Annotated in this window: 15 protein-coding genes; 3 read left to right on the top strand and 12 right to left on the bottom strand. The window is 48.9% G+C overall.

Annotated elements, in window-relative coordinates; genetic code table 11:
• The first annotated feature begins 62 nt into the window (after positions 1-62).
• The gene (locus tag EDC63_RS16730; RefSeq protein ID WP_124944960.1) at positions 63-3227 is read left to right on the top strand and encodes a type I restriction endonuclease subunit R; all 3165 of its coding nucleotides are present in this window, start codon (positions 63-65) and stop codon (positions 3225-3227) included.
• Between the two features lie 257 nt (positions 3228-3484).
• Here EDC63_RS16730 and EDC63_RS16725 read toward each other — a convergent pair whose 3' ends face one another.
• The 7 genes from EDC63_RS16725 to nirB form a co-directional block, all read right to left on the bottom strand.
• Positions 3485-4069 (bottom strand): superoxide dismutase, encoded by a 585-nt coding sequence (locus EDC63_RS16725; protein ID WP_124944961.1) that lies wholly within the window; start codon positions 4067-4069, stop codon positions 3485-3487.
• Positions 4070-4220: 151 nt separating this feature from the next.
• Complete coding sequence (locus tag EDC63_RS16720) at positions 4221-5915, bottom strand: bifunctional protein-serine/threonine kinase/phosphatase (protein ID WP_124944962.1); 1695 nt, start codon at positions 5913-5915, stop codon at positions 4221-4223.
• Between the two features lie 92 nt (positions 5916-6007).
• Complete coding sequence (locus tag EDC63_RS16715) at positions 6008-7219, bottom strand: nitrate/nitrite transporter (RefSeq protein WP_223248149.1); 1212 nt, start codon at positions 7217-7219, stop codon at positions 6008-6010.
• 9 nt (positions 7220-7228) lie between these two features.
• Entirely contained in the window at positions 7229-7537 is a 309-nt protein-coding gene (gene nirD / locus EDC63_RS16710) for a nitrite reductase small subunit NirD (RefSeq protein ID WP_124944964.1), read from the bottom strand.
• Between the two features lie 45 nt (positions 7538-7582).
• On the bottom strand, positions 7583-9421 hold the full coding sequence (locus EDC63_RS16705) for a DmsC/YnfH family molybdoenzyme membrane anchor subunit (RefSeq protein WP_124944965.1): 1839 nt from the start codon (positions 9419-9421) through the stop codon (positions 7583-7585).
• A 12-nt stretch (positions 9422-9433) separates the two neighbouring features.
• Positions 9434-11614 (bottom strand): molybdopterin oxidoreductase family protein, encoded by a 2181-nt coding sequence (locus tag EDC63_RS16700; RefSeq protein WP_124944966.1) that lies wholly within the window; start codon positions 11612-11614, stop codon positions 9434-9436.
• Positions 11615-11716: 102 nt separating this feature from the next.
• A complete protein-coding gene (gene nirB / locus EDC63_RS16695; protein ID WP_124944967.1) occupies positions 11717-14146 on the bottom strand; it encodes a nitrite reductase large subunit NirB in 2430 nt (809 codons plus the stop codon).
• Between the two features lie 390 nt (positions 14147-14536).
• Here nirB and EDC63_RS16690 point away from each other — a divergent pair, with 390 nt between their 5' ends.
• Complete coding sequence (locus EDC63_RS16690) at positions 14537-14728, top strand: hypothetical protein (RefSeq protein ID WP_124944968.1); 192 nt, start codon at positions 14537-14539, stop codon at positions 14726-14728.
• A 58-nt stretch (positions 14729-14786) separates the two neighbouring features.
• Here the strand turns inward: EDC63_RS16690 and ybiB are convergent, their stop codons facing one another.
• From ybiB to fdxA, 5 genes are all read right to left on the bottom strand, one after another.
• Positions 14787-15776 carry a DNA-binding protein YbiB gene (gene ybiB, locus EDC63_RS16685; protein WP_124944969.1) on the bottom strand — a complete coding sequence of 330 codons (990 nt, stop codon included), beginning with the start codon at positions 15774-15776 and terminating at the stop codon, positions 14787-14789.
• Between the two features lie 30 nt (positions 15777-15806).
• Positions 15807-18566, bottom strand: coding sequence for a nitrate reductase (locus EDC63_RS16680; RefSeq protein ID WP_124944970.1), 2760 nt, complete (start codon positions 18564-18566; stop codon positions 15807-15809).
• A gap of 164 nt (positions 18567-18730) precedes the next feature.
• Positions 18731-19186 (bottom strand): hypothetical protein, encoded by a 456-nt coding sequence (locus EDC63_RS16675; protein ID WP_124944971.1) that lies wholly within the window; start codon positions 19184-19186, stop codon positions 18731-18733.
• A gap of 283 nt (positions 19187-19469) precedes the next feature.
• Complete coding sequence (locus EDC63_RS16670) at positions 19470-19727, bottom strand: hypothetical protein (protein ID WP_124944972.1); 258 nt, start codon at positions 19725-19727, stop codon at positions 19470-19472.
• Between the two features lie 139 nt (positions 19728-19866).
• Positions 19867-20190, bottom strand: a complete 324-nt coding sequence (gene fdxA, locus EDC63_RS16665) for a ferredoxin FdxA (RefSeq protein ID WP_124944973.1) — start codon at positions 20188-20190, stop codon at positions 19867-19869.
• A gap of 232 nt (positions 20191-20422) precedes the next feature.
• Here fdxA and EDC63_RS18605 point away from each other — a divergent pair, with 232 nt between their 5' ends.
• A complete protein-coding gene (locus tag EDC63_RS18605) occupies positions 20423-20572 on the top strand; it encodes a hypothetical protein (RefSeq protein ID WP_165923026.1) in 150 nt (49 codons plus the stop codon).
• Positions 20573-20667: the final 95 nt, after the last annotated feature.

Here is a 20667-nt window from a genome sequence, read left to right as displayed (position 1 = left end):
CTATGACACGCTTCAGACACGTTCCATTCTGGGCATGATTTTCATTTAGACGCAAATCGCCAATGCCCACACTCAATGAATCTATCGTAGAAGACGCTGCCTTGACCTGGTTCGAGGAGTTGGGCTACACCATCAGCCACGGCCCACACATGGCCCCAGGCGAGCCCGCGACGGAAAGGGATTCGTTTAACGATGTGGTACTGACAGGGCGGCTGCGCGAGGCCATTTGGCGGTTGAATCCGGCCATCCCGGAAGAGGCGCGCGAGGATGCGCTTCGCAAGATACTGCGGGTTGGAACGCCTTCGCCAACGCAGACCAACCGAAACTTTCACGCCATGCTGCGCGATGGGGTGCCGGTGGAATACCAGCGTGCTGATGGCAGCATCGCGGGCGATCATGCGCGGCTGATGGATTTCGATAACGCCAAGAACAATGACTGGCTGGCGGTGAACCAGCTCACAGTGATCGAAGGTCAAAATAATCGTCGGCCTGACATCGTGGTTTTCGTCAACGGCTTGCCACTGGCGGTGATCGAACTGAAGAACGCGGCGGATGAGGATGCAACGATCTGGTCGGCGTTCAATCAACTGCAAACCTACAAGCAGCAAATCGGCAGTCTGTTTCACTATAACGAAGTGATGGTGGTGTCCGATGGCACAAATGCGCGTATCGGCTCGCTCACGGCGAATCAGGAATGGTTCAAGGTGTGGCGCACGATAGACGGCGAGGGCGATGCACCGAAGACTGCGCTGGAGTTGGACGTGCTGGTGCGCGGGGTGTTCGAGCCGCGCCGCTTCCTCGACCTGCTCCAGCATTTCATCGTCTTTGAGGAAGACACGGACAGCGACCGCCTTCACAAAATCATCGCAGGCTATCATCAATTTCATGCGGTGAATGCAGCCGTAGAGGAAACGGTGCGCGCAAGCAGCATGGCAGACGAGAGCCATCTGCGCCAGGACCTCGGCACCTATTGGGCAGGCAGAATGCACGGCGGCAAGCCGGGCGACCGCCGCGCTGGGGTGGTGTGGCATACACAGGGCTCTGGAAAGAGCTTCTCCATGCTCTTTTACGCCGCGCGTGTCGTGCGGCATCCGGCGATGCAGAATCCCACACTGGTTGTGCTTACTGACCGCAATGATCTCGACGACCAACTCTTTGGCCAATTCCTGCGCTGCCACGAATTACTGCGCCAGATGCCGGTCCAGGCTGAGAGTCGTGAGAAGCTGCGCGATCTACTACAAGTGGCTAGCGGCGGCGTGGTTTTTACTACCATCCAGAAATTCATGCCGGACAAGGGCGAGAAAATGCCCGAGCTGTCGCCACGGCGGAACATCGTGGTGATCGCCGATGAAGCCCACCGCAGCCAATACGACCTGATTGACGGTCTGGCGCGCAACCTGCGGGATGCGCTGCCAAATGCGTCTTTTATCGGTTTTACCGGCACGCCTGTCGAGAAGAACGATGCCAACACACGGGCGATCTTTGGTGATTACATCAGCATCTATGATATCCAGCGCGCCGTGGCGGATAAAGCAACGGTGCCAATCTACTATGAGAGCCGTATCGCCAAGCTGGCGCTGAACCAGGCCGCGCTGCCGAAGATCGACGAAGAATTCGACGAGATCACTGAGGGCGAAGAAGAAGACAAGAAACAGAAGCTCAAATCCAAATGGGCCGCACTAGAGGCGCTGGTTGGTGATCCAAAACGTATCTCGCTCATTGCAGAAGATCTCGTGCAGCACTATGAACGCCGCCTGGAAGCCATGGATGGCAAGGCGATGGCTGTGTGCATGAGCCGTCGTATCTGCGTGGACCTCTACAATGCCATCATTAAGCTTCGCCCCGACTGGGCTAGTGCCAAGGACGACGATATCGAGGCTGAGAAAAAGCAGGCGTGCTTGGTGAAGATTATAATGACCGGCAGCGCTGATGATGGCCCTGACTGGCAACCACATATTCGCAACAAGCCGCGCCGGCGCGAACTGGCAACCCGCTTCAAGGACAGCAAAGACCCGTTTCGCATCGTCATCGTGCGTGATATGTGGCTGACGGGCTTCGACGCGCCCTGTCTGCACACAATGTATGCCGATAAACCAATGCGCGGCCACGGCCTGATGCAGGCAATAGCACGGGTTAACCGTGTATTCCGCGATAAACCCGGTGGCTTGGTGGTGGATTACCTGGGCCTCGCCGATCAGCTAAAGCACGCCCTCGCCACCTATACCGAAAGCGGCGGCCAAGGCAGCCCGAGCATTGATACCGCCCAGGCCATCGCGGTAATGCAAGAGAAACACGATGTAGCCTGTGCCATCATGCACGGTTTCATCTGGGATAACTGGACGATTGGCACTTCCGCTGAACGTTTAGGATTGATTCCCGCTGGACAAGAACATGTGTTGCAGCAAGAAGAAGGAAAACAGCGCTTCGTACAAGTGGTGACCGATCTCTCCCGTACCTTTGCGCTGTGCGCAGCGACAGATGAAGCCATTGAGTTACGCGACGACATCGCTTTCTTCCAGGCCATCAAGGCCCAGCTCGCAAAAACCTCCGGCACACAACGTCCACCTGAAGAACTTGACCATGCCATCCGCCAACTCGTGTCTACGGCGATCATGGCCGACGAAGGCATCATCGATGTCTTCACCGCCGCTGGATTGAAAAAACCAGATATATCAATTCTCTCGGAACAGTTCCTCACCGAAGTGCGGGGACTAAAACACAAGAACGTTGCCGCCGAATTACTTGCCAAGCTGCTTAAGGATGAGATCAAGCTACGTTCAGTGCGCAATCTTGTACAAAGCCGCCAGTTCAGCGAGATGCTCAAGAGCACGCTCAACGCCTACCACAACCGAGCCATTGCAACGCAGGAAGTGATCGAGGAGCTCATTAAGCTTGCCAAGCAGATGAGTGAAGCAAACAAGCGCGGCCAAGATCTCGGCCTGAACGACGATGAGATCGCCTTCTACGATGCCCTAGCCGCTAACGAAAGCGCGGTGATAGCTATGGGCAATGATGAATTGAAAGTCATTGCCGCCGAACTCGTGACCCAAGTGCGCAAGAGCGTGACCATCGACTGGTCCGTCCGAGAAAGTGCAAGAGCCAGAATCAAAGTAATGGTGAAACGTATCCTGAAAAAGCACGGCTTCCCACCGGACTTGCAAGAGGAAGCGACGAAAACTGTTCTGGCACAGGCGGAGTTGCTATCGGCAATGTGGGCGGCAGCATAAATGTGGAAGTGTAGTTTTTTTATGAGGATCGCCATTCATAATTGCAAATCGTAGTCGTAGTTATTAATTGATCACCGCAATTTTTCCACTACAGATTGTGCGTTCATAAAAAAAGGGGTTCGAAGATAAACTTCGCACCCCTTAATTACATCATTTGTTCAAAACTTTATTGTTTGGGTTGCCCCGAAATTACCTCAAAAGTTCAAAACTTTATTCTTCTGTTCAAAACTTTATTACCACGAAACAACAAATCAGAATTAAGCAAAGTTCTTTGCTACGAAATCCCAATTTACCAAGTTGTTCATGAATGTCTCAACGAACTTTGGACGCATATTGCGGTAATCGATGTAATAAGCATGTTCCCAAACATCAACGCACAATAATGCTTTGTCGGCTGTAGTCAACGGTGTACCGGCAGCGCCCATGTTGACGATATCAACAGAGCCGTCAGCTTTCTTTACCAACCATGTCCAGCCTGAACCGAAGTTGCCAACAGCTGATGCCTGGAAAGCTTTTTTGAATTCATCCACTGAACCCCATTTTGCCTTGATTGCGTCAGCCAGTGCGCCGGTAGGTTCACCGCCGCCATTTGGCTTCATGCAGCTCCAGAAGAATGTGTGGTTTGAAACTTGCGCAGCATTATTGTAAATACCGCCAGCTGGCGCTTTCTTGACAATGGCTTCCAGATCCAGGTTCTCGTATTCGGTTCCCTTGATCAGGTTGTTCAGGTTTGTGACATAAGCCTGATGATGCTTGGCATAGTGGTACTCAAATGTTTCCTTGGACATATGTGGCTGTAGTGCGTCCATGGCGTAAGGCAGTTCTGGTAACTTATGTTCCAATTGAATTCTCCTTTAATCAACATAAAAACCGGGATAAACCCGGTACGAGGCAAAATAGTTAACTTCAAATTATATACTAGCCTATTGGCTGCAACAATAGTTGACTGAATTCATCATGTATTCCACTTTCCGCTTGTATCTTGCCATTTAACTATGACACAACCATTAAATAGAGCAGCAGCAGGTTAATCACGATTGAAACAGTGGCTACAGCCTGCCATGTCCGCATGGGGTTTCTTCCTGCCAGCGGTGTACGTTGCGGTGCCAGCAGAGGATTAAACTCCCCGCGTTCCAAGGCAATTAAAAATTCATCAGTGGTTTCAAAGCGCTGATTGATATCTTTTGCTACGGCTTTCAGCAGTATATTTTCCAGCCATTGGGGAATATCCGGTCGATAACGGGTGGGGGGCACCGGCTCACCAAAGCGGGGATGCTGAAACGGTTCGATTTCGCCGTATGGATACTTGCGCGTTAACAGGTAGTAGAGGCTGACACCCGCTGCATAGATGTCTGTTTGCACCGTAGCTGGCTCCCCGACAAATAGCTCTGGTGCCATATAACTCGGTGTGCCCGCATTGCCTTCAACCTTCTCGGAGATCATACTGGGATTCAGCGCTACGCCAAGATCCAGTATCCGCAGCTTGCCATCTTCGCCACTGTGTAAATTATCCGGCTTGATATCACGATGAATGATATTGAGGCGATGCAGTGCACTCAACCCTTTCATCAGGCGAATGCCTATCTGCGAGGTATCTGCGATGGAAAAGTGTTGCCCACTATCAATCTTTTGCTGAAGGGTAGCACCTTCGTGAAAAGTCATGACATAGTACAAATAGTGACGATTTTCAGATGAAAGCGGAATGATTTGCGGAAAATAATGAGCTAAAACGCGTTTTGCCAGCCACTCTTCGCTGATCAAACCATTACAGCTTTCTGGATCATCCTTGAGTATGGGTTGCAACGTTTTCAGCACGAGGATCTGGTTGCTGACGCTATGCTTTACTTTATACAGCAGTGTTGCGCGCGAGTCGTGTATGACTTCCAGCACTTCAAACTCGTCGATTTGTTGCCCGGGCTTGAGGCGAGGAGGTACGGGCAGATCACGTCCTTCAGCCAGTAAATCCAGCAGGTTTTCATCTGGCAGTTTATTGACCCGTACAACTAACGCCGTGGCGTTGTCATGCCCGCCTTTGGTAAGCGCCTCATTGACCAGTTGGTCGGCCGCTCGCTGGGGGTCCTGGTGCAAATGCAGCAGTTCATGAATAACCTTGTCGCCCAAAGGTTCCCATACACCATCTGAAACCAGCAGGTAGCAATCCCCTTCCTGCAACTCACCATCTGCATAATCCATGACCAGATGCTGATCCAGCCCGATCGCGCGCTTTAACACGTGGCTCATGTCCGGGCGATCCCATACATGATCCGTTGTCAGTCTTTCCAGCTGTTGCCCGCGTAACCGGTAAACACGGCTATCACCAATATGAGCAGTGTAAAAACGATTACCACGTAGCACCAGCATGCTCAAAGTGCATGCCATACCTGCAAGTTCACGGTGAGAAGCACCTTGAGCAAGTAACCAGCGATTGATCGCGACCAGCAATTTATCTAACGCAAAGGGGATTTCCCAGGTATCGGGAGTTGCATAATAATCTGACAGTACGCCACGCACGGCAAATTCCGACGCTTCACGCCCGCCATTCCCACCACCCACACCATCTGCCACCGCCAGAATCGCGCCTTTTGTGGTGAGCTGACTATCATCCGGAGTAACGATTCCGCAATAATCTTCATTGCGGTCACGCGGTCCTGTTTGACTTGATTGCCCAACACTGATTTCTAACGGCATGATGTTTGAGGTTTATAAAGGCAAAATAAAATACAGATTAGCAGGGTTTCCTTGATTCAAGAATACCCTGCTAATCCGGGAGGAGAATTTGTTTAAATTTTTGCAGAGGTTAAATGTGCAGCGCCCCAAGTGGTACGCCAGCGTGTTTTCACTCTCAGCAATCCCACCAGCGCAAGTACGGCCAATGCAGCAAAAATCAGGAAGCCGATCTGATAACTGCCTGTGGCCTGTTTTGAATAGCCCAGACTGGAAGCAAGATAAAATCCACCAACACCCCCCGCCATACCGACCATGCCGGTCATTACACCAATTTCCTTGCGGAAGCGTTGAGGCACCAATTGAAATACCGCACCATTGCCCATGCCCAGTGACAGCATCGCGCCTACAAACAGGGCAAGTGCAACATATTGGCTGCTTGGTCCGGCACTCACCGATACCAGAAAGATAGCTGCCAATGTGTACATAACCAACAGGGATCGTATACCTCCTACGCGATCTGCAAATGCACCACCCATGGGTCGCACCATCGATCCGGCAAAAACGCATGCAGCGGTAAAATAGCCGGCAACAACAGGGCTGAGACCATACTGATCATGGAAATAAATTGTCAGAGAAGATGCGAGGCCAACGAAGCCACCAAATGTCACGCTATAAAAGAACATGAACCACCATGCATCTTTATCTTTCAACACTTCCATGTACTGGCTCATTGATTTAGCTGGTGGGCATTCCGGGCTGTCTTTAGCCATCAGCATATATACAGCAAATGCTACACCCAGCGGAATCATGGCCAATCCGAATACATTGTTCCATCCGTACCAGACTGCCAGCGTAGGAGCAAACAAGGCAGCCAGAACTGTTCCGGAGTTACCTGCACCCGCAATACCCAGTGCCGTACCCTGATGCTCTGGAGGATACCAGCGTGATGCCAGCGGTAGTGCTACAGCAAACGAAGCTCCCGCAAATCCGAGAAACACGCCAAGCAATAGAATTTGCTGGTAGCTGTGTATGCCAAGCTGCCAGGCTACACCTAATGCGGACAGTACAATGACCTGCCCGATGATGCCTGCCATTTTTGGTTTCAAATGATCAACCAGTATCCCCATGACGAATCGCAACAATGCACCTGCCAGAACAGGCGTTGCGACCATCAGCCCTTTCTGGGCGGGAGAGAGTTGCAGGTCTGCGGCAATTTGCACACCCAGCGGGCCCAACAACACCCAAACCATAAAAGACAGGTCAAAGTAGAAAAACGCTGCAAATAGTGTAGGCGGATGCCCGGCTTTCCAAAAACTCGTTTTCATCATAACTCCTTAAACTTCCATGAAGACAACACCGTCTTCCACCTTGGTTGGGTAAGTGGCTACACAGCCTTCATCAGGCTCCATCACTTTGCCATCGTTCAGGCAGATATTCATGCCATGCAACGGGCAAGTCACTTTATTGCCGGACACAATACCTTGCGATAAGGGGCCACCTTTATGGGGGCATTTATTATTTACGGCAAAGACATCATCGCCATCAGTACGGAAGATCGCAATATCCACGCCGCCATGAGTGACTACTCTTGCGCCTAATTTAGGGACTTCATTCAAAGGTACCACTTTCATCCATGTAGCCATATTTTTTTCCATCCAATACAAATAGTTAAATTTAAATCTATCTTTCTAGTGCGTATTTGGCAACACACCCACCTGAGGCATATTAGCCAGGCCGGTTTCACGTGCATGCTCTTCAAAACCCCGATTTTTCCAGAAAAATGCACCAGGCATAGTGGTAGGTATAACCAGTACGTAAAATAATGCGCGACCCACCATTGCCGTTGCCAGAATGATGGCTGCAACACTCGCCCAGGCTATCAGCCCGGCCATCCCAGCTGGTTGGGTCACGCTCAGAAAGATCACCATAAAAGCACTAAAAATCAAACCCAGATTACGTGCATGATAGCTCTTGCCAAAAGAAGTGGTTTGTTCAAGCTGGGAGGCTGATGCTTCCCCGCCGCTACGCTTCAGATAATTGGCATGCGCCACCAGCCCTGCACCTTCCATGATAAGCCCCAGCACCACCGGTACTGCCAGCACTGAAAGCAGATGAGTGTAAGACTGCCCTGCATTTAACAACACAGCTGCATAGGTCATTCCCACTACCAGGCTACCCAAAACAAGCGTATTACCGTAGAAAGAGGTAAAGACTTGCCAGTGATTCCAGAACGGACGCGCCTTGATTCGGTAAATGCGGTTCATGGCATAGATAGCCAGTGGCCCGGTGACCACTGCGAACCAGCCACTCAGCATTTGCAACCCTTGTACGATATTTTCCGGCAACCAGCTCACCAGACCAGGGAAAATACTTAACACAGTATATAACCCAAGGCCATTGTAAAACAGGGCCAAGGCAGCCACTTCCCGGCTGACCGGCGAATAACGCAGATTGTTGAACGCACGATAAAAACGGTGTGGCTTTCCGAGATGAGAAGTAGACAATGCCAAAGCAAATGTCTCCAGGCCCAGCAACGAAATCAGCAAAGCCGAATGAACATTTGGGTATGCTGAAGCCGACAGCACTTCCAGGCCAAACAATGGGCCTAAAAATAATGCCAGAAATCCGCCTACTACCGCCTGGGATATCAGTGTAAATATCACCAGCGGGTCTTCGCGTGAGCGTAATTTTTTCAGACTCCAGAGCATTTGCGAATTTTTAACCGCTACCACTGGTTGATGAAATCCTCCATCCTGAACATCTTTAACGTACTTCAGTGGCATGCTATCGGTACGGTGCATTTCACGCGGTAATGATTTCTTTTGTTCAAACCGGATATTGGGATGGGTAATATCGGTTGAAGGGAAACCGGGAATACTGAGTTTTGCCTGCTCCCTGTTTTCCGGAGTGGATTCGATCACGCCAAAATCCAGCGCGCCCCCCAGACAGGCCGCAGCACAAGCTGGCTTAAGCCCCACTTCCAGGCGATCAACACACATATTGCATTTAGATACCTGACCCTTGACAGGGTCAAGTTGCGGTGCATTGTACGGACACACCCAAGTGCAATAACCGCAACCAAAACAAATATCCGGGTCTTGCAACACCGCACCGTATTCAGCAAATTTGGTATAGGCACGAGTCGGACAGCCTTTCAGACAAACCGGGTCATCGCAATGGTTACAGGCCATGGAAATATTGACCCTTTTGAAATCTGGATATGTTCCCCCTTCCACATAGCCCACGGAACGGAAGCTGATATGCGCCGGCAGATCGTTCTTTTCACTGCAAGCGGCTTCGCAAGCATGACAACCAATGCAATTATCAGCCGAAAAATGGAAGCCGTGTTGCTTGTAGCGATCAGGATTGGTTCCGATTCCCGCATCACCATTAATATTTAAACTTTTTCCGGCAAGCTCATCATCTTCATCTACAAGCTGAATCGCTTTGCCGTGTTGATTGACGCTAGAGCACTTTCCTTGCGGCAAAAATGCATATTCTGGTTCATTTGCACGTACATTAAACATAAATATCCCTGACTAGAATGTGCGTGACGCAACGTTGGTTGATGCAGCTGTCTGTTGACACACAGCCGGTTCAATTTTAACCGCGCACTGCTTGAATGCAGGCTGGCGAGAATGAGGATCCAGCAGCCCCAGCGTCAAACGGTTAACACATTCATGAAAATGGAATGGAATAAACGCCATATTGGGTGGCACACGCTGGGTGAGTTGCACCATTACCACGGCATCGCCACGACGTGAGATCAGCCTTGCATAACCCATGTGTTCAATACCCAGTTTTTTTGCAGCATCCGGATTCATTTCCATATACGGAGTCGGGCTGAATTTATTCATATTTCCGATTTTTCCGGTACGGGTACGGGTGTGGAAATGTTCCACTACCCGGCCTGAATTCATCCAGAAGGGATAGTCGTCATCGGGCCGTTCGTTATTGTCGATGAACGGCAAGGGAATCAGCTTGGCCTTTCCATCCGGGTACTGGAAAACACCATCAGTATACAAACGCGGCGAACCGGCTTCCGCACCTTCGGTACATGGCCACTGCAAGCCTCTATGCTTTTCGATCTTGTCGTGATCCATGCCGGAGTAATCCAGCATGCGCCCCTTCGATAGCTCACGCATTTCATCAAATACTTCGGATGGCTTTTCCGGAAAACGCATCTTGCGGCCTTGTTCAAAACGCTTGGCAAGCTGGTTAAATATCCACATATCCGACTTGGCATCACCATGGGGCTCCATGACTTTACGCACCAGATTGACGCGACGTTCAGTGTTGGTAAATACGCCTTCTTTTTCGCCCCACAACGCTGCTGGCAAATACACATGGGCATATTGCGTAGTTTCTACGTCTGAATAAGCATCCTGCACCACCAGAAACTCCAGCTTTTCCAGTGTTTTGCGGATACGCGGTGTATTTGGCATAGAAGTCATCGGATTGGTGGCAATCAACCATAAGCCCTTAATTTGCCCGGTTTCAATTGCTGGCAAAATATCAGTCATGAACATGCCGCGCTTCTCAGGGAAAAATGAAGCATCTATACCCCAGAATTTGGCAATTTCTTCGCGGTCTTTTTCTTTTTCCAGCGCGCGATATCCTGGCAAGCCAGAACAGGAAGACCACTCACGGGTACCCATCGCATTGCACTGACCGGTGATTGACAAACTGGTACCGCCCGGCTTGCCGATATTGCCGGTAATCAGGTTCAAACTGTTAATTCCAACAACGCCATCACTGCCATGAGTACTCTGGTTGATACCCATGGTCCAGATGCTCATTGCCGCACCTGCCTTGGCATAAACTCGTGCCACATGACGAATGGTGTCTTCATCAATACCGCAGATTTTGGAAGCCGTGACTGGGTCGTATTGCTCTACCAACTTTGAAAACTCTTCAAAACCGGTGGTATGCGCGTCTATATAAATCTGTTCTGCCAGCCCTTCCTTGAGGATGACATGAGCCATTGCATTCAGCAGCACCACATCGGTGCCTGGCGTAATCGGCAGGTGAATATCGGCCATCTGGGCGAACATGGTGACGCGTGGGTCAACCACGATCACGGGGAACTTGCGTTTCTCCAGCGCCATTTTCAGACGCCAGTAAATAATCGGGTGTTGCTCCGGCAGATTGGAACCAAACGCCATCAGACATTCGGTATGATCGAAATCGTCGTAGCACCCTGGAGGGCCGTCTGAACCAAACGAACGCTTATAACCGGAAACTGCTGAAGACATGCACAGCGTGGTATTGCCGTCATAATTATTGGTCCCGATGACACCGCGCGCCAGCTTGCCCAGGGTATAAAACTCTTCAGTCAGAATCTGGCCGGTTGAGATGATGGCGAAGCTGTCGCGGCCATATTTTTCCTGGATACGCGTAATTTCCTGTGCGGTAAAATCCAGCGATTTATCCCAGGTTGATTCAAGGAAAGGACGATAAACCTTATCCCGCATTAAAGGTACTTTGCCACGATTAGCTGAGTTGAACAGTTCGTATTCGAAAATGCCTTTGATACACAACTTGCCTTGATTAACAGGCGCATCTCCTACACCACGACCGGCTACGCCTTTGCCTTCTGCGTTCAGGCCAACTTCAATAGAGCACCCTGTAGAACAATATCCACACGTGGTGTATTTCCATTCCACTACCTTTTTATCGGCAATCTTAATTGGGTTTTTTTTATTACGACCGAAAAGCATCAGAGACTCCTTTAAATTTTTAGACGACTATCTTCCACCTTGAGGTGCAGGGAAATTTAAACTGCGAATTTCCTTGCCCTCACGGTTAACAGCGTTGCAAATTTAAATTTCTATCGTCTCGAAATCGTGCTTGGCTACGCCTTCTTTAGCACGCTCATGCCATGGATCTTTTTCGATTGCCTGAATTGCATACTGTAAGCGCTGGAATAATGCCTTGCGGTTTTCATCATCTTCCAGTACTTTTTTCTTCACATAATCCAGACCAACACGCTCCAGCCAATGTACGGTGCGGTCCAGATAGCGGGCTTCTTCACGATACAGCTGAAGGAATGCACCGCTATATTCAAGCACTTCTTTATCTGTCTTTACTTTGACCAGGAACTGCGCAACTTCAGTTTTGATACCACCGTTACCACCTACATAAATTTCCCAACCGGAATCCACACCGATAATCCCTACGTCTTTTATACCGGACTCAGCGCAATTCCGAGGGCAACCGGAAACGGCCAGTTTGACTTTATGTGGCGCCCACATTTTGTAAAACTCTTTTTCCAGATCGATACCCATTTGCGTAGAATTTTGTGTGCCAAAGCGGCAAAATTCGCTACCAATACAGGTTTTTACCGTACGTAATGCTTTTGCATAAGCATGGCCGGAAGGCATATCCAGATCAGCCCAAACTTTTGGCAGATCGTCTTTCTTGATACCAAACAGATCAATACGCTGACCGCCCGTAACACGGATCATCGGCACTTTATATTTGTCTGCCACATCCGCAATTTTGCGTAAATCGTTTGCTGTGGTCGTGCCACCCCACATACGCGGCACCACGGAATAGGTGCCGTCTTTCTGAATATTGGCATGCACCCGTTCGTTGATGAAGCGGGATTGCGGATCATCCTTCACTTCATGTGGCCATGCTGTAAGCAGATAGTAATTCAACGCTGGGCGGCAGGATGCACAGCCATTGGGTGTACGCCATTCCAGAAATTTCATGGTATCCGGGATAGACAACAGTTTTTGTTCGGTGATGACTTTACGCACTTCTTCATGGGTATGATCGGTACAGCCGCACATCGGCTTAACGGCTGGGGCTGCAGAATAATCACCGCCCAGTGTAGAAGCCAGTATCTGTTCTACCAGACCGGTACATGAACCGCAGGAACTGGATGCCTTGGTATGTTTACGCACATCATCCAGGGTAAATAACCCCTTCTCCTTAATCGCGTTAACGATCGTTCCCTTGCATACGCCATTACAACCACATACTTCCATTTCATCCGTCATGGCAGCAGCTTTGCTTTGACCTTGATGACCTGCATTCCCTAAATGATCTTGCCCGAACATCAAATGATCACGTATTTCCGTGATATTTCGCCCTTCGCGTAACAACTGAAAGTACCAGGCACCATCGGCAGTGTCACCATAAAGCACTGCACCCGCCAGCTTGTTATCTTTGATGACAAGTTTTTTGTATACACCACCCATTGGGTCAGACAACACAATTTCTTCACAACCTTCACCGCCATCAAATTCACCAGCAGAAAACAGATCAATTCCGGTTACTTTCAGTTTGGTTGAGACGACAGAACCCACATAGCGACCAATACCCATTTCTGCAAGATGATTGGCGCACACTTTAGCCATCTCAAATAGTGGCGCTACCAGGCCATATGCAATACCGCGATGAGACACACATTCACCAATTGCGTAAATACGCGGATCATAGGTCTGCATGGTGTCATTCACCACAATACCGCGGTTACAATGAATACCGGCTGACTCAGCAAGCGTCGTATTGGGGCGAATTCCCACAGCCATCACCACCAGATCAGCGGGTACTTCCAGCCCATCCTTGAAGCGAATTGCTGACACATGCCCATCTTTTCCGATGAGTTGTTCAGTCTGTTTTTGCAACAGAAACTTAAGCCCTTTTTCTTCCAGACTCTTCTGCAACATTTTCCCGGAAACCTTGTCAAGCTGGCGCTCCATGAGCCATTCACCAATATGCACCACGCTCACGTCCATACCGCGTAACTTCAGCCCATTGGCAGCTTCCAGACCCAACAAGCCTCCGCCGATCACGACAGCATGTTTGTGGTTTTTTGAAGCTTCAATCATTTTTTCCACGTCATATACATCGCGGAAACTGATTACTCCATCCAGCTCATTGCCAGGAATGGGCAACATAAACGGATTGGAGCCGGTAGCCAGAATCAGGCGATCATATTCAGCAGAAGTACCATCCTCCGCATAAACCACACGGTTTTTACGATCAATCTTATTTACTTTCTTGTTAAGGTGAAGGGTGATACCGTTTTCAGCATACCAATCCACATCATTCAACATAATATCTTGAACGGTCTGCTCACCAGCCAGTACAGGCGAGAGCAGAATCCGATTGTAGTTAGCATAGGATTCTGCACCAAACACTGTTATCTCATACAAATCTGGAGCCAGCTTCAACAATTCTTCCAGGGTTCGCACCCCGGCCATTCCATTTCCTACCATGACTAGTTTCATTTTCTGCATTACCGACTCCTTGGTCCCGATATTTAATTGCACTTTGTTGCCACCTAAACGGGCAACAAGTTATATACACACTTATAAGCAATCATCGTGCCAACACAGAAAATCATACACAACTTATTGTTATATAGAAGTTTTAAAAACATATTGGGGATTAAAGTAATAAATTATTAAAAAAAACACGCACAGAACTGGTGCACACACTGTTCTTTTGCACCAAAAATGTGTCTGCTTAATTTTTGAGAATTAATTCCTTATGCCGCCCCCCTTTTATTCCATTTGACGCAATATCGGGTACGCCATATCACCAACAATCCCGCAACAAGACATCGCGGCAGATTCGCGCTATGCTAATCGCTGCTAAAAAACTCAAATTACTAACAGGAAAGAAACATGAGCAAATTAATAGAGAATATTGCTACCACCGTAGCCTTTCTGGGCGTGGCCCTGACCATAGGTTCTGGTCTTGCCAGGTTGTTTGGTATGTATCATCTGGGTGGCTTGCAGACGATGACAGTTTTCAATGGGGGTATGGGCTTGATGTTGATCGGCATTGTCGGCAAGTTGCACACTCTCAAACGCTAGCCCCTTCCTATATTCGTCCAGAAAATAACCGTCCACTGATCTTTCAGAGACGAGGATTTCACGCTGCGGAAAGACTACCGGTTTCCACTGCCACAATGGCTTTTGCCTGAATCAGATCATCCGTCACTCCTGCGCCGTAAAGACAACAGGCCAACTGATTCACCAGAGGAAGAGGCAAAGGAGCCTCCCCAGCCAGCAGTTGTCTCGTCAAGACCGCTGTAGTTTTATCATCATGTTGCTGCGAAAGATGATTCAGGTTTCTGGTTACACCTGCCTCCTCTTCAAAAAGTATTTGTCTTTCATAATTTGAAAACAATTCCATCCTTGGCCGCTTCACCGGGTCCACCACCGGCTCGCCTTCAGCATTGCTCAACAATAAAGCGGTTCCACCTGAAGCCAGCATTAATTCGCCCATCATTGCCAGAGACTCAGGGCTGTTTGCTCCAATTACACGCAAACTGTTACCACCAAAGGGATCAATTGTTGCAGCCAGAATGTGCGCAGTATTCCGGATACCCAGTCGATTTCTTAACCCAAGCAAAGTGGCCAATCCGGGAGCTAATGCTGCTGTGGGCACAAATGCAAATTTGTCATTGTTCAGCGCCAATTGCGCCTGTGCAAGACTGGCGCATGGCATGATACCTAGCGCCCTGAGCACATAGGCACTGGCAACGCGTCCATTCGCTTCCAGGGAACCATGCATCAGAACCGGCACACCCAACTTCCGCAACCACAAAGCCAACAAAGGAACGAGATTGGGCTGCTGAAAAGTCCCGTAATAACTGGGCAAAACGACTGTACGCAATTCATCTACCGGGGAGTCCAGATGATAGAGCCTTTCATTAAGCGCATCGTAAAAACCCAGCAATTCAGAAAGCCCTTCTGTTTTCATCTGAAGCGCAGCAAGAATGGCACCAAGCTCCAGCTCAGGTACGCCGCCGTCCAGCATGGCCGAATAGAGTTCGTGCGCTTCATCAATAGCCAAGGCATTCCCAACCTGGACCCCATGCACTATTTCCTTGATCGTTGCGGTCAGATTCATCGACATAATATGTTTACCACAATCTTCCAGTTAAAATTATTCACTGATGCCCTCTGCTATTGTCTCGTTACATGCCACCATACGCTTCAATTCCGGCACACAGGAACCACAATCCGTTCCACATTTAAGCTGCTCTTTTAAAGTCTCAAGATCAGCGCCTTTAGCCAGCGCTTCCAGTATTTCCTTCTCTGAAACATCTTTACAGTTACAAACAATCCGCCCCCGATTTTTCCCACCTGCCGGTGGCACGCTCACTGGTGCCAGAGCCCAAGCTCTGATGTACTCAGCAGAAACGTTTTGCGCCATCAAGTCTTTCAACCAATCTTTAGCCGCAGTTTCTCCTGTCAAACGGACACCTTCTATTTGCTGCCCCACCACCAACACACGTTTTGAAATACCCCGTTTCTGATCTACATAAATCATGGACTGGCTGTCATCATCCAGTTCCAGCAACCTGTCCATTTCGAGAATCAGTGATTCGTCGGCTGCTGCTGTATTAGCAACATGGACAACCAACACAGGTTCGTCACGCCCATACAGGCCACAGCGCGCGTAATCAAAACGAGCCAGATACGGTTGGATTTTCTCCATTAAGGCAACCACGTTACCTCGCCGCATCATGACCATATTCCAGCCATAATCCAGTTTTTCCACCTGAACGGCAGCATGTTTCAATTCAGGCTGTTTTGAGACCGGGTCAAAGCTGCTCGTAGTCAATGCATTGCTGCCTGCGCCATTCATAAACTGACCGCCCCAATGCATGGGAATAAACACTTGGGATACACGCATTTCAATCGAAGTCTGAACACGAATAACCAACTCACCCCGACGGCTTTTTACACGAACAATATCCCCGTCTTTCAATCCTCTACGGTGCATATCATCTGCATGCATTGACACCACAGGCTCCTGTGCATGATTAAACAGACGTGCTACCGAGCCGGTTCGGCTCATGCTATGCCACTGATCTCGCAATCGTCCTGTGTTCAAGTGCAACGGATAGCGCGCATCAGTTTGCTCTGCAGTCTGCAAATATTGCGCATTGGCAAAACGAGCATGTCCGCTTGCCGTTGGAAAAACGCCCTCTTCGTATAAACGCACTTTGCCCTGAGTTGCACCCTCAGGAAACGGCCATTGTTGCGGCCCCTTTTGATCTAGCAGGGCATAAGACAGACCTGTAATATCCAGATCACGCCCCCGCGTGGTTTCACGATGCTCATTGAACACCTCTTCAACATTCTGATAAGGGAACAACGTCTCAGCATCGACTTTCCCCAGCCTTTGCCCGAGACGACGAGCAAAGTCCACCATAATTTCCCAGTCCGGCCGCGCATCACCAGGTGCATTGACGGCTGGAATGACGTGCGTGATACAACGTTCAGAATTTGTAACCGTCCCTTCTTTTTCAGACCAGCTCGCTGCCGGCAATAAAATATCGGCATACGCTGCAGTATCCGTATTGCGATACGCCTCTTGCAACACCACCAATTCCGCGCGTTCTAATGCTTCACGCACCAGCGTTTGATTTGGCATGGAATGTGCGGGGTTAGTACAGGCAATCCAGACCGCCTTGATTTCCCCTTTATGCAGCGCCTCAAAGAGCTCTACCGCACTTTTTCCAGGGTTTTCAGGTACAGAATCCACGCCCCACAGATTAGCCATTTCCTGCCTGTGTACGGGATTATCAAGACTGCGATGAGCAGATAGCAAGTTCGCCATGCCGCCTACTTCACGGCCACCCATGGCATTTGCCTGACCCGTCAGCGAAAAAGGGCCCGCACCAGGTTTGCCGATTTGACCTGTCGCCAGATGCAAGTTAATCAGCGCACCATTTTTGTCTGTACCGTGACTGGACTGATTGAGTCCCTGACAATAGAAAGAGAGTGTGGCACCTGATTCACCAAACCATTTCGCTGCCTGAATAATCGACTCCGGCTCGATCCCACACATTTGCGCTACTGCCTGAGGGGTGTATTCGCGCACCGTTTCTTTCAGCTCGTCAAATCCTTCCGTATGTGCACGGATATAAGCCATATCACACAAACCTTCCCATAGCATGACATGTAGCATGCCATTAAACAGGGCAACATCCGTGCCCGGAAGAATAGGGAGGAACAGATCAGCACTTTGGGCAGTGTCTGTTTTACGCGGATCAACAACAATTAATCTAAGATCAGGATTTTTGGCCCGTGCATCTTCAATACGACGAAAAATAACCGGATGCGCAAAAGCCGTATTTGAACCCGCGATGAAAATACATTTCGCATGGTCTATATCCTCATAACTGGCTGGGGGCGCATCCATCCCGAGTGTCGATTTATAGCCTGTTACTGCAGATGACATACACAAGCGCGAATTGGTATCAACGTTATTCGTGCCAATCAATCCTTTAGCCAGCTTATTGAAAACGTAATAATCTTCAGTCAACAACTGTCCGGAAATATAAAAAGCAACGGCGTCAGGGCCATGCTCTTTAATAATGGCCGCAAATTTATCTGCTGCCGCATCAAGCGCACGATCCCAGCTAGCGGTTTCCCTGATCTGAAGCTTGCCTTCTCTCACCTCTGGAAATAATGCTCGCGTGTCGTTTTGCGCTACTGCCAGATGTAATGTCGCCCCTTTCGTACATAACCGCCCAAAATTTGCAGGATGATCCAGATCACCCTTAACACCCACAACGCGCTGGCCATCGGTTTCAATAATGACACCGCAACCTACTCCGCAATAACAGCATGTCGATTTAAACTGCACTATTACTTCTCCTGACTTAATACCAAAGTTATAAGCAATGGTCATGCCAGAATTCAATCTTTGTAAAAACAACAAGTTACAAATACGCATCCACTGCCAGGATAGAACAACGCAAGAAGATGGTGCGCAGCCAACACTTCATGCCTCACATTGGTGCGCCAATGCAAAAAAGAAGCCCGCTATAAAGCGGGCTTAGTCCTATATTTCGTTTAACGCTTACCGCCACCGGGCCCCATTCCACCGCCAGGTCCCATACCACCACCTGCTGGACCCATACCACCGCCAGGTCCCATACCTCCACTCGCTGGACCCATTCCACCACCGGGTCCCATACCTCCACCAGACATAGGCGGCTCATCCGGCAAAGTCACTCCTTTTGCCTTAGCACGTTCCTGCATTTGTTTATGGTGCTCAAGCCGGAGCTGCTCCCGCTCTTCCTGTGTCTTTGTATTGCGCATCTTGTTACGATATTCCATGCGCTCCGTGTTATTCATTAATTGAGACCCATAAATTTTGTCTTGAGTCTGTTCACGCACCTTTTCCTGCTGCTTCACTTGCGGCTTGGTGGCACCTTGCTCTTTTTGCTGGGTTTGCTGATCTTCGGCCCAAGCTGACGTTGCAACAAGGCCTGAAATCATTGCTGCAACCATTGTCAATCTAAACATTACCATCTCCTTGAAAATAGAAACTATATTGCTACTGATTTGTTGCTTTTTCAGTATAGGAGATGCCAACACAAATTCAATGAATAATTACAGGACTTGAGGCAATGCGGGACAGCCATTCCAGCAGAACGAGATAGTCATTCGGCAAATTATTGCCAGAGTAACTTTTAAAGAGAAGAAATATATGAAGTACAGCGATTGCAATTTACATCGATTCTGAAAGCACCCACGTAATAGTAAACGCTTCATGAAAATATCAAATAAACCAAGGGCCAATCTGAGCTCACAACTGAGCGTGTTTATTCACTGCAGAGCGATTTCCCCATATAGACAGGTCAGCCACTTCAACCCCAACCCACCAGAGTTCACCAATACTGTCTTCATCAAAGCCGCCAACAATTGATTGACCATCACCAAGAAAAATGTGGTCAGCATACTCATCTGCCTGTTTGGCATCTCGGAACACATGCCACTGCACAACTTTATTTTCAGCGTTATGGGAGGGAAGTTGTCGATGATTCACTAAAAACGCATGTTTCATTATGGTATTCCTCCAAATACATCTGGAAAATACCATTATAGACTATGAAAATACTGATGCTTCGGCTGCGAGAGTAATGTCGTTCTAAAAAATTACTGAAGCTGACGAAGGTCTGTTACCCTCTTCAGCCCATTCAGGTTTAGCGCTCCAGCAGATGCAACTTATCTGTCACTTCAGCCCATTGATCAGCATCAGAAGGAGCGTCTTTACGTTCAATGATGGGTTTCCAGTTCTTGGATAATTCAGCGTTCAGCGCGATAAAATGAAGCTGGTTTTCCGGCACATCATCCTCGGCAAATATGGCCTCTACCGGGCATTCAGCCACGCACAAAGTGCAATCAATACATTCCTCCGGATCTATGGTGAGGAAGTTTGGTCCTTCACGGAAGCAATCCACTGGACAAACATCAACACAATCAGTGTATTTGCACTTGATACAGGATTCAGTTACTACGTAAGTCATTTCTTATTCCTTTGAACAATTTTGCCGCTATTTTATCAGAAACTTGATCAATAGCATTGCCACAACCATAAATAGTGTGCCAATTATAAAATTCTGCCAAAAAGATAAATGTGTACGGGAGGAAAATACGAACGGAACAAAAAAAAGCAGTGAGGGTGGCACCAAATAAAAAATATCCCGGGCAAATTCACTTACCCTGGCTGAATCCTGCGTATCCCAGTACAACCAAACCATGGAAAGCATCGAAGTGATTGGCAATGCAATAATCAAGGCGCCAAAAAAAGGGGACCTTTTGGCCGTTTCTGCAGCGCCTAACAATATTGCAACACTCAAAAAAAGCTTCAGAAAAAACATTGGCGCTTCCCATGTTAAATTATTTTAGTTATTGATCCGGCCAGATGAAGTTTGAATTTTTCATGCGGCATATTTTACGTGGATATCCTGAAAGTAACTTTTGACCCGTTCAGGTGATTGCTC

Source organism: Sulfurirhabdus autotrophica (assembly GCF_004346685.1).
GTDB classification, from domain to species: Bacteria; Pseudomonadota; Gammaproteobacteria; order Burkholderiales; family SMCO01; genus Sulfurirhabdus; species Sulfurirhabdus autotrophica.
Note: the sequence above shows the minus strand (reverse complement) of the source record. Positions and strands in the feature narration are given on the sequence as shown.

Bases quoted from the DNA above. Each gene is read 5' to 3' on its own strand.
- EDC63_RS16730 (WP_124944960.1), top strand. From the start codon at position 63: ATGCCCACACTCAATGAATCTATCGTAGAAGACGCTGCCTTGACCTGG.
- EDC63_RS16720 (WP_124944962.1), bottom strand. From the start codon at position 5,915: ATGCCGTTAGAAATCAGTGTTGGGCAATCAAGTCAAACAGGACCGCGT.
- EDC63_RS16715 (WP_223248149.1), bottom strand. From the start codon at position 7,219: ATGAAAACGAGTTTTTGGAAAGCCGGGCATCCGCCTACACTATTTGCA.
- nirD (WP_124944964.1), bottom strand. From the start codon at position 7,537: ATGGCTACATGGATGAAAGTGGTACCTTTGAATGAAGTCCCTAAATTA.
- EDC63_RS16705 (WP_124944965.1), bottom strand. From the start codon at position 9,421: ATGTTTAATGTACGTGCAAATGAACCAGAATATGCATTTTTGCCGCAA.
- EDC63_RS16700 (WP_124944966.1), bottom strand. From the start codon at position 11,614: ATGCTTTTCGGTCGTAATAAAAAAAACCCAATTAAGATTGCCGATAAA.
- nirB (WP_124944967.1), bottom strand. From the start codon at position 14,146: ATGCAGAAAATGAAACTAGTCATGGTAGGAAATGGAATGGCCGGGGTG.
- EDC63_RS16690 (WP_124944968.1), top strand. From the start codon at position 14,537: ATGAGCAAATTAATAGAGAATATTGCTACCACCGTAGCCTTTCTGGGC.
- ybiB (WP_124944969.1), bottom strand. From the start codon at position 15,776: ATGTCGATGAATCTGACCGCAACGATCAAGGAAATAGTGCATGGGGTC.
- EDC63_RS16680 (WP_124944970.1), bottom strand. From the start codon at position 18,566: ATGACCATTGCTTATAACTTTGGTATTAAGTCAGGAGAAGTAATAGTG.
- EDC63_RS16675 (WP_124944971.1), bottom strand. From the start codon at position 19,186: ATGTTTAGATTGACAATGGTTGCAGCAATGATTTCAGGCCTTGTTGCA.
- EDC63_RS16670 (WP_124944972.1), bottom strand. From the start codon at position 19,727: ATGAAACATGCGTTTTTAGTGAATCATCGACAACTTCCCTCCCATAAC.
- fdxA (WP_124944973.1), bottom strand. From the start codon at position 20,190: ATGACTTACGTAGTAACTGAATCCTGTATCAAGTGCAAATACACTGAT.
- EDC63_RS18605 (WP_165923026.1), top strand. From the start codon at position 20,423: ATGGAAAGCATCGAAGTGATTGGCAATGCAATAATCAAGGCGCCAAAA.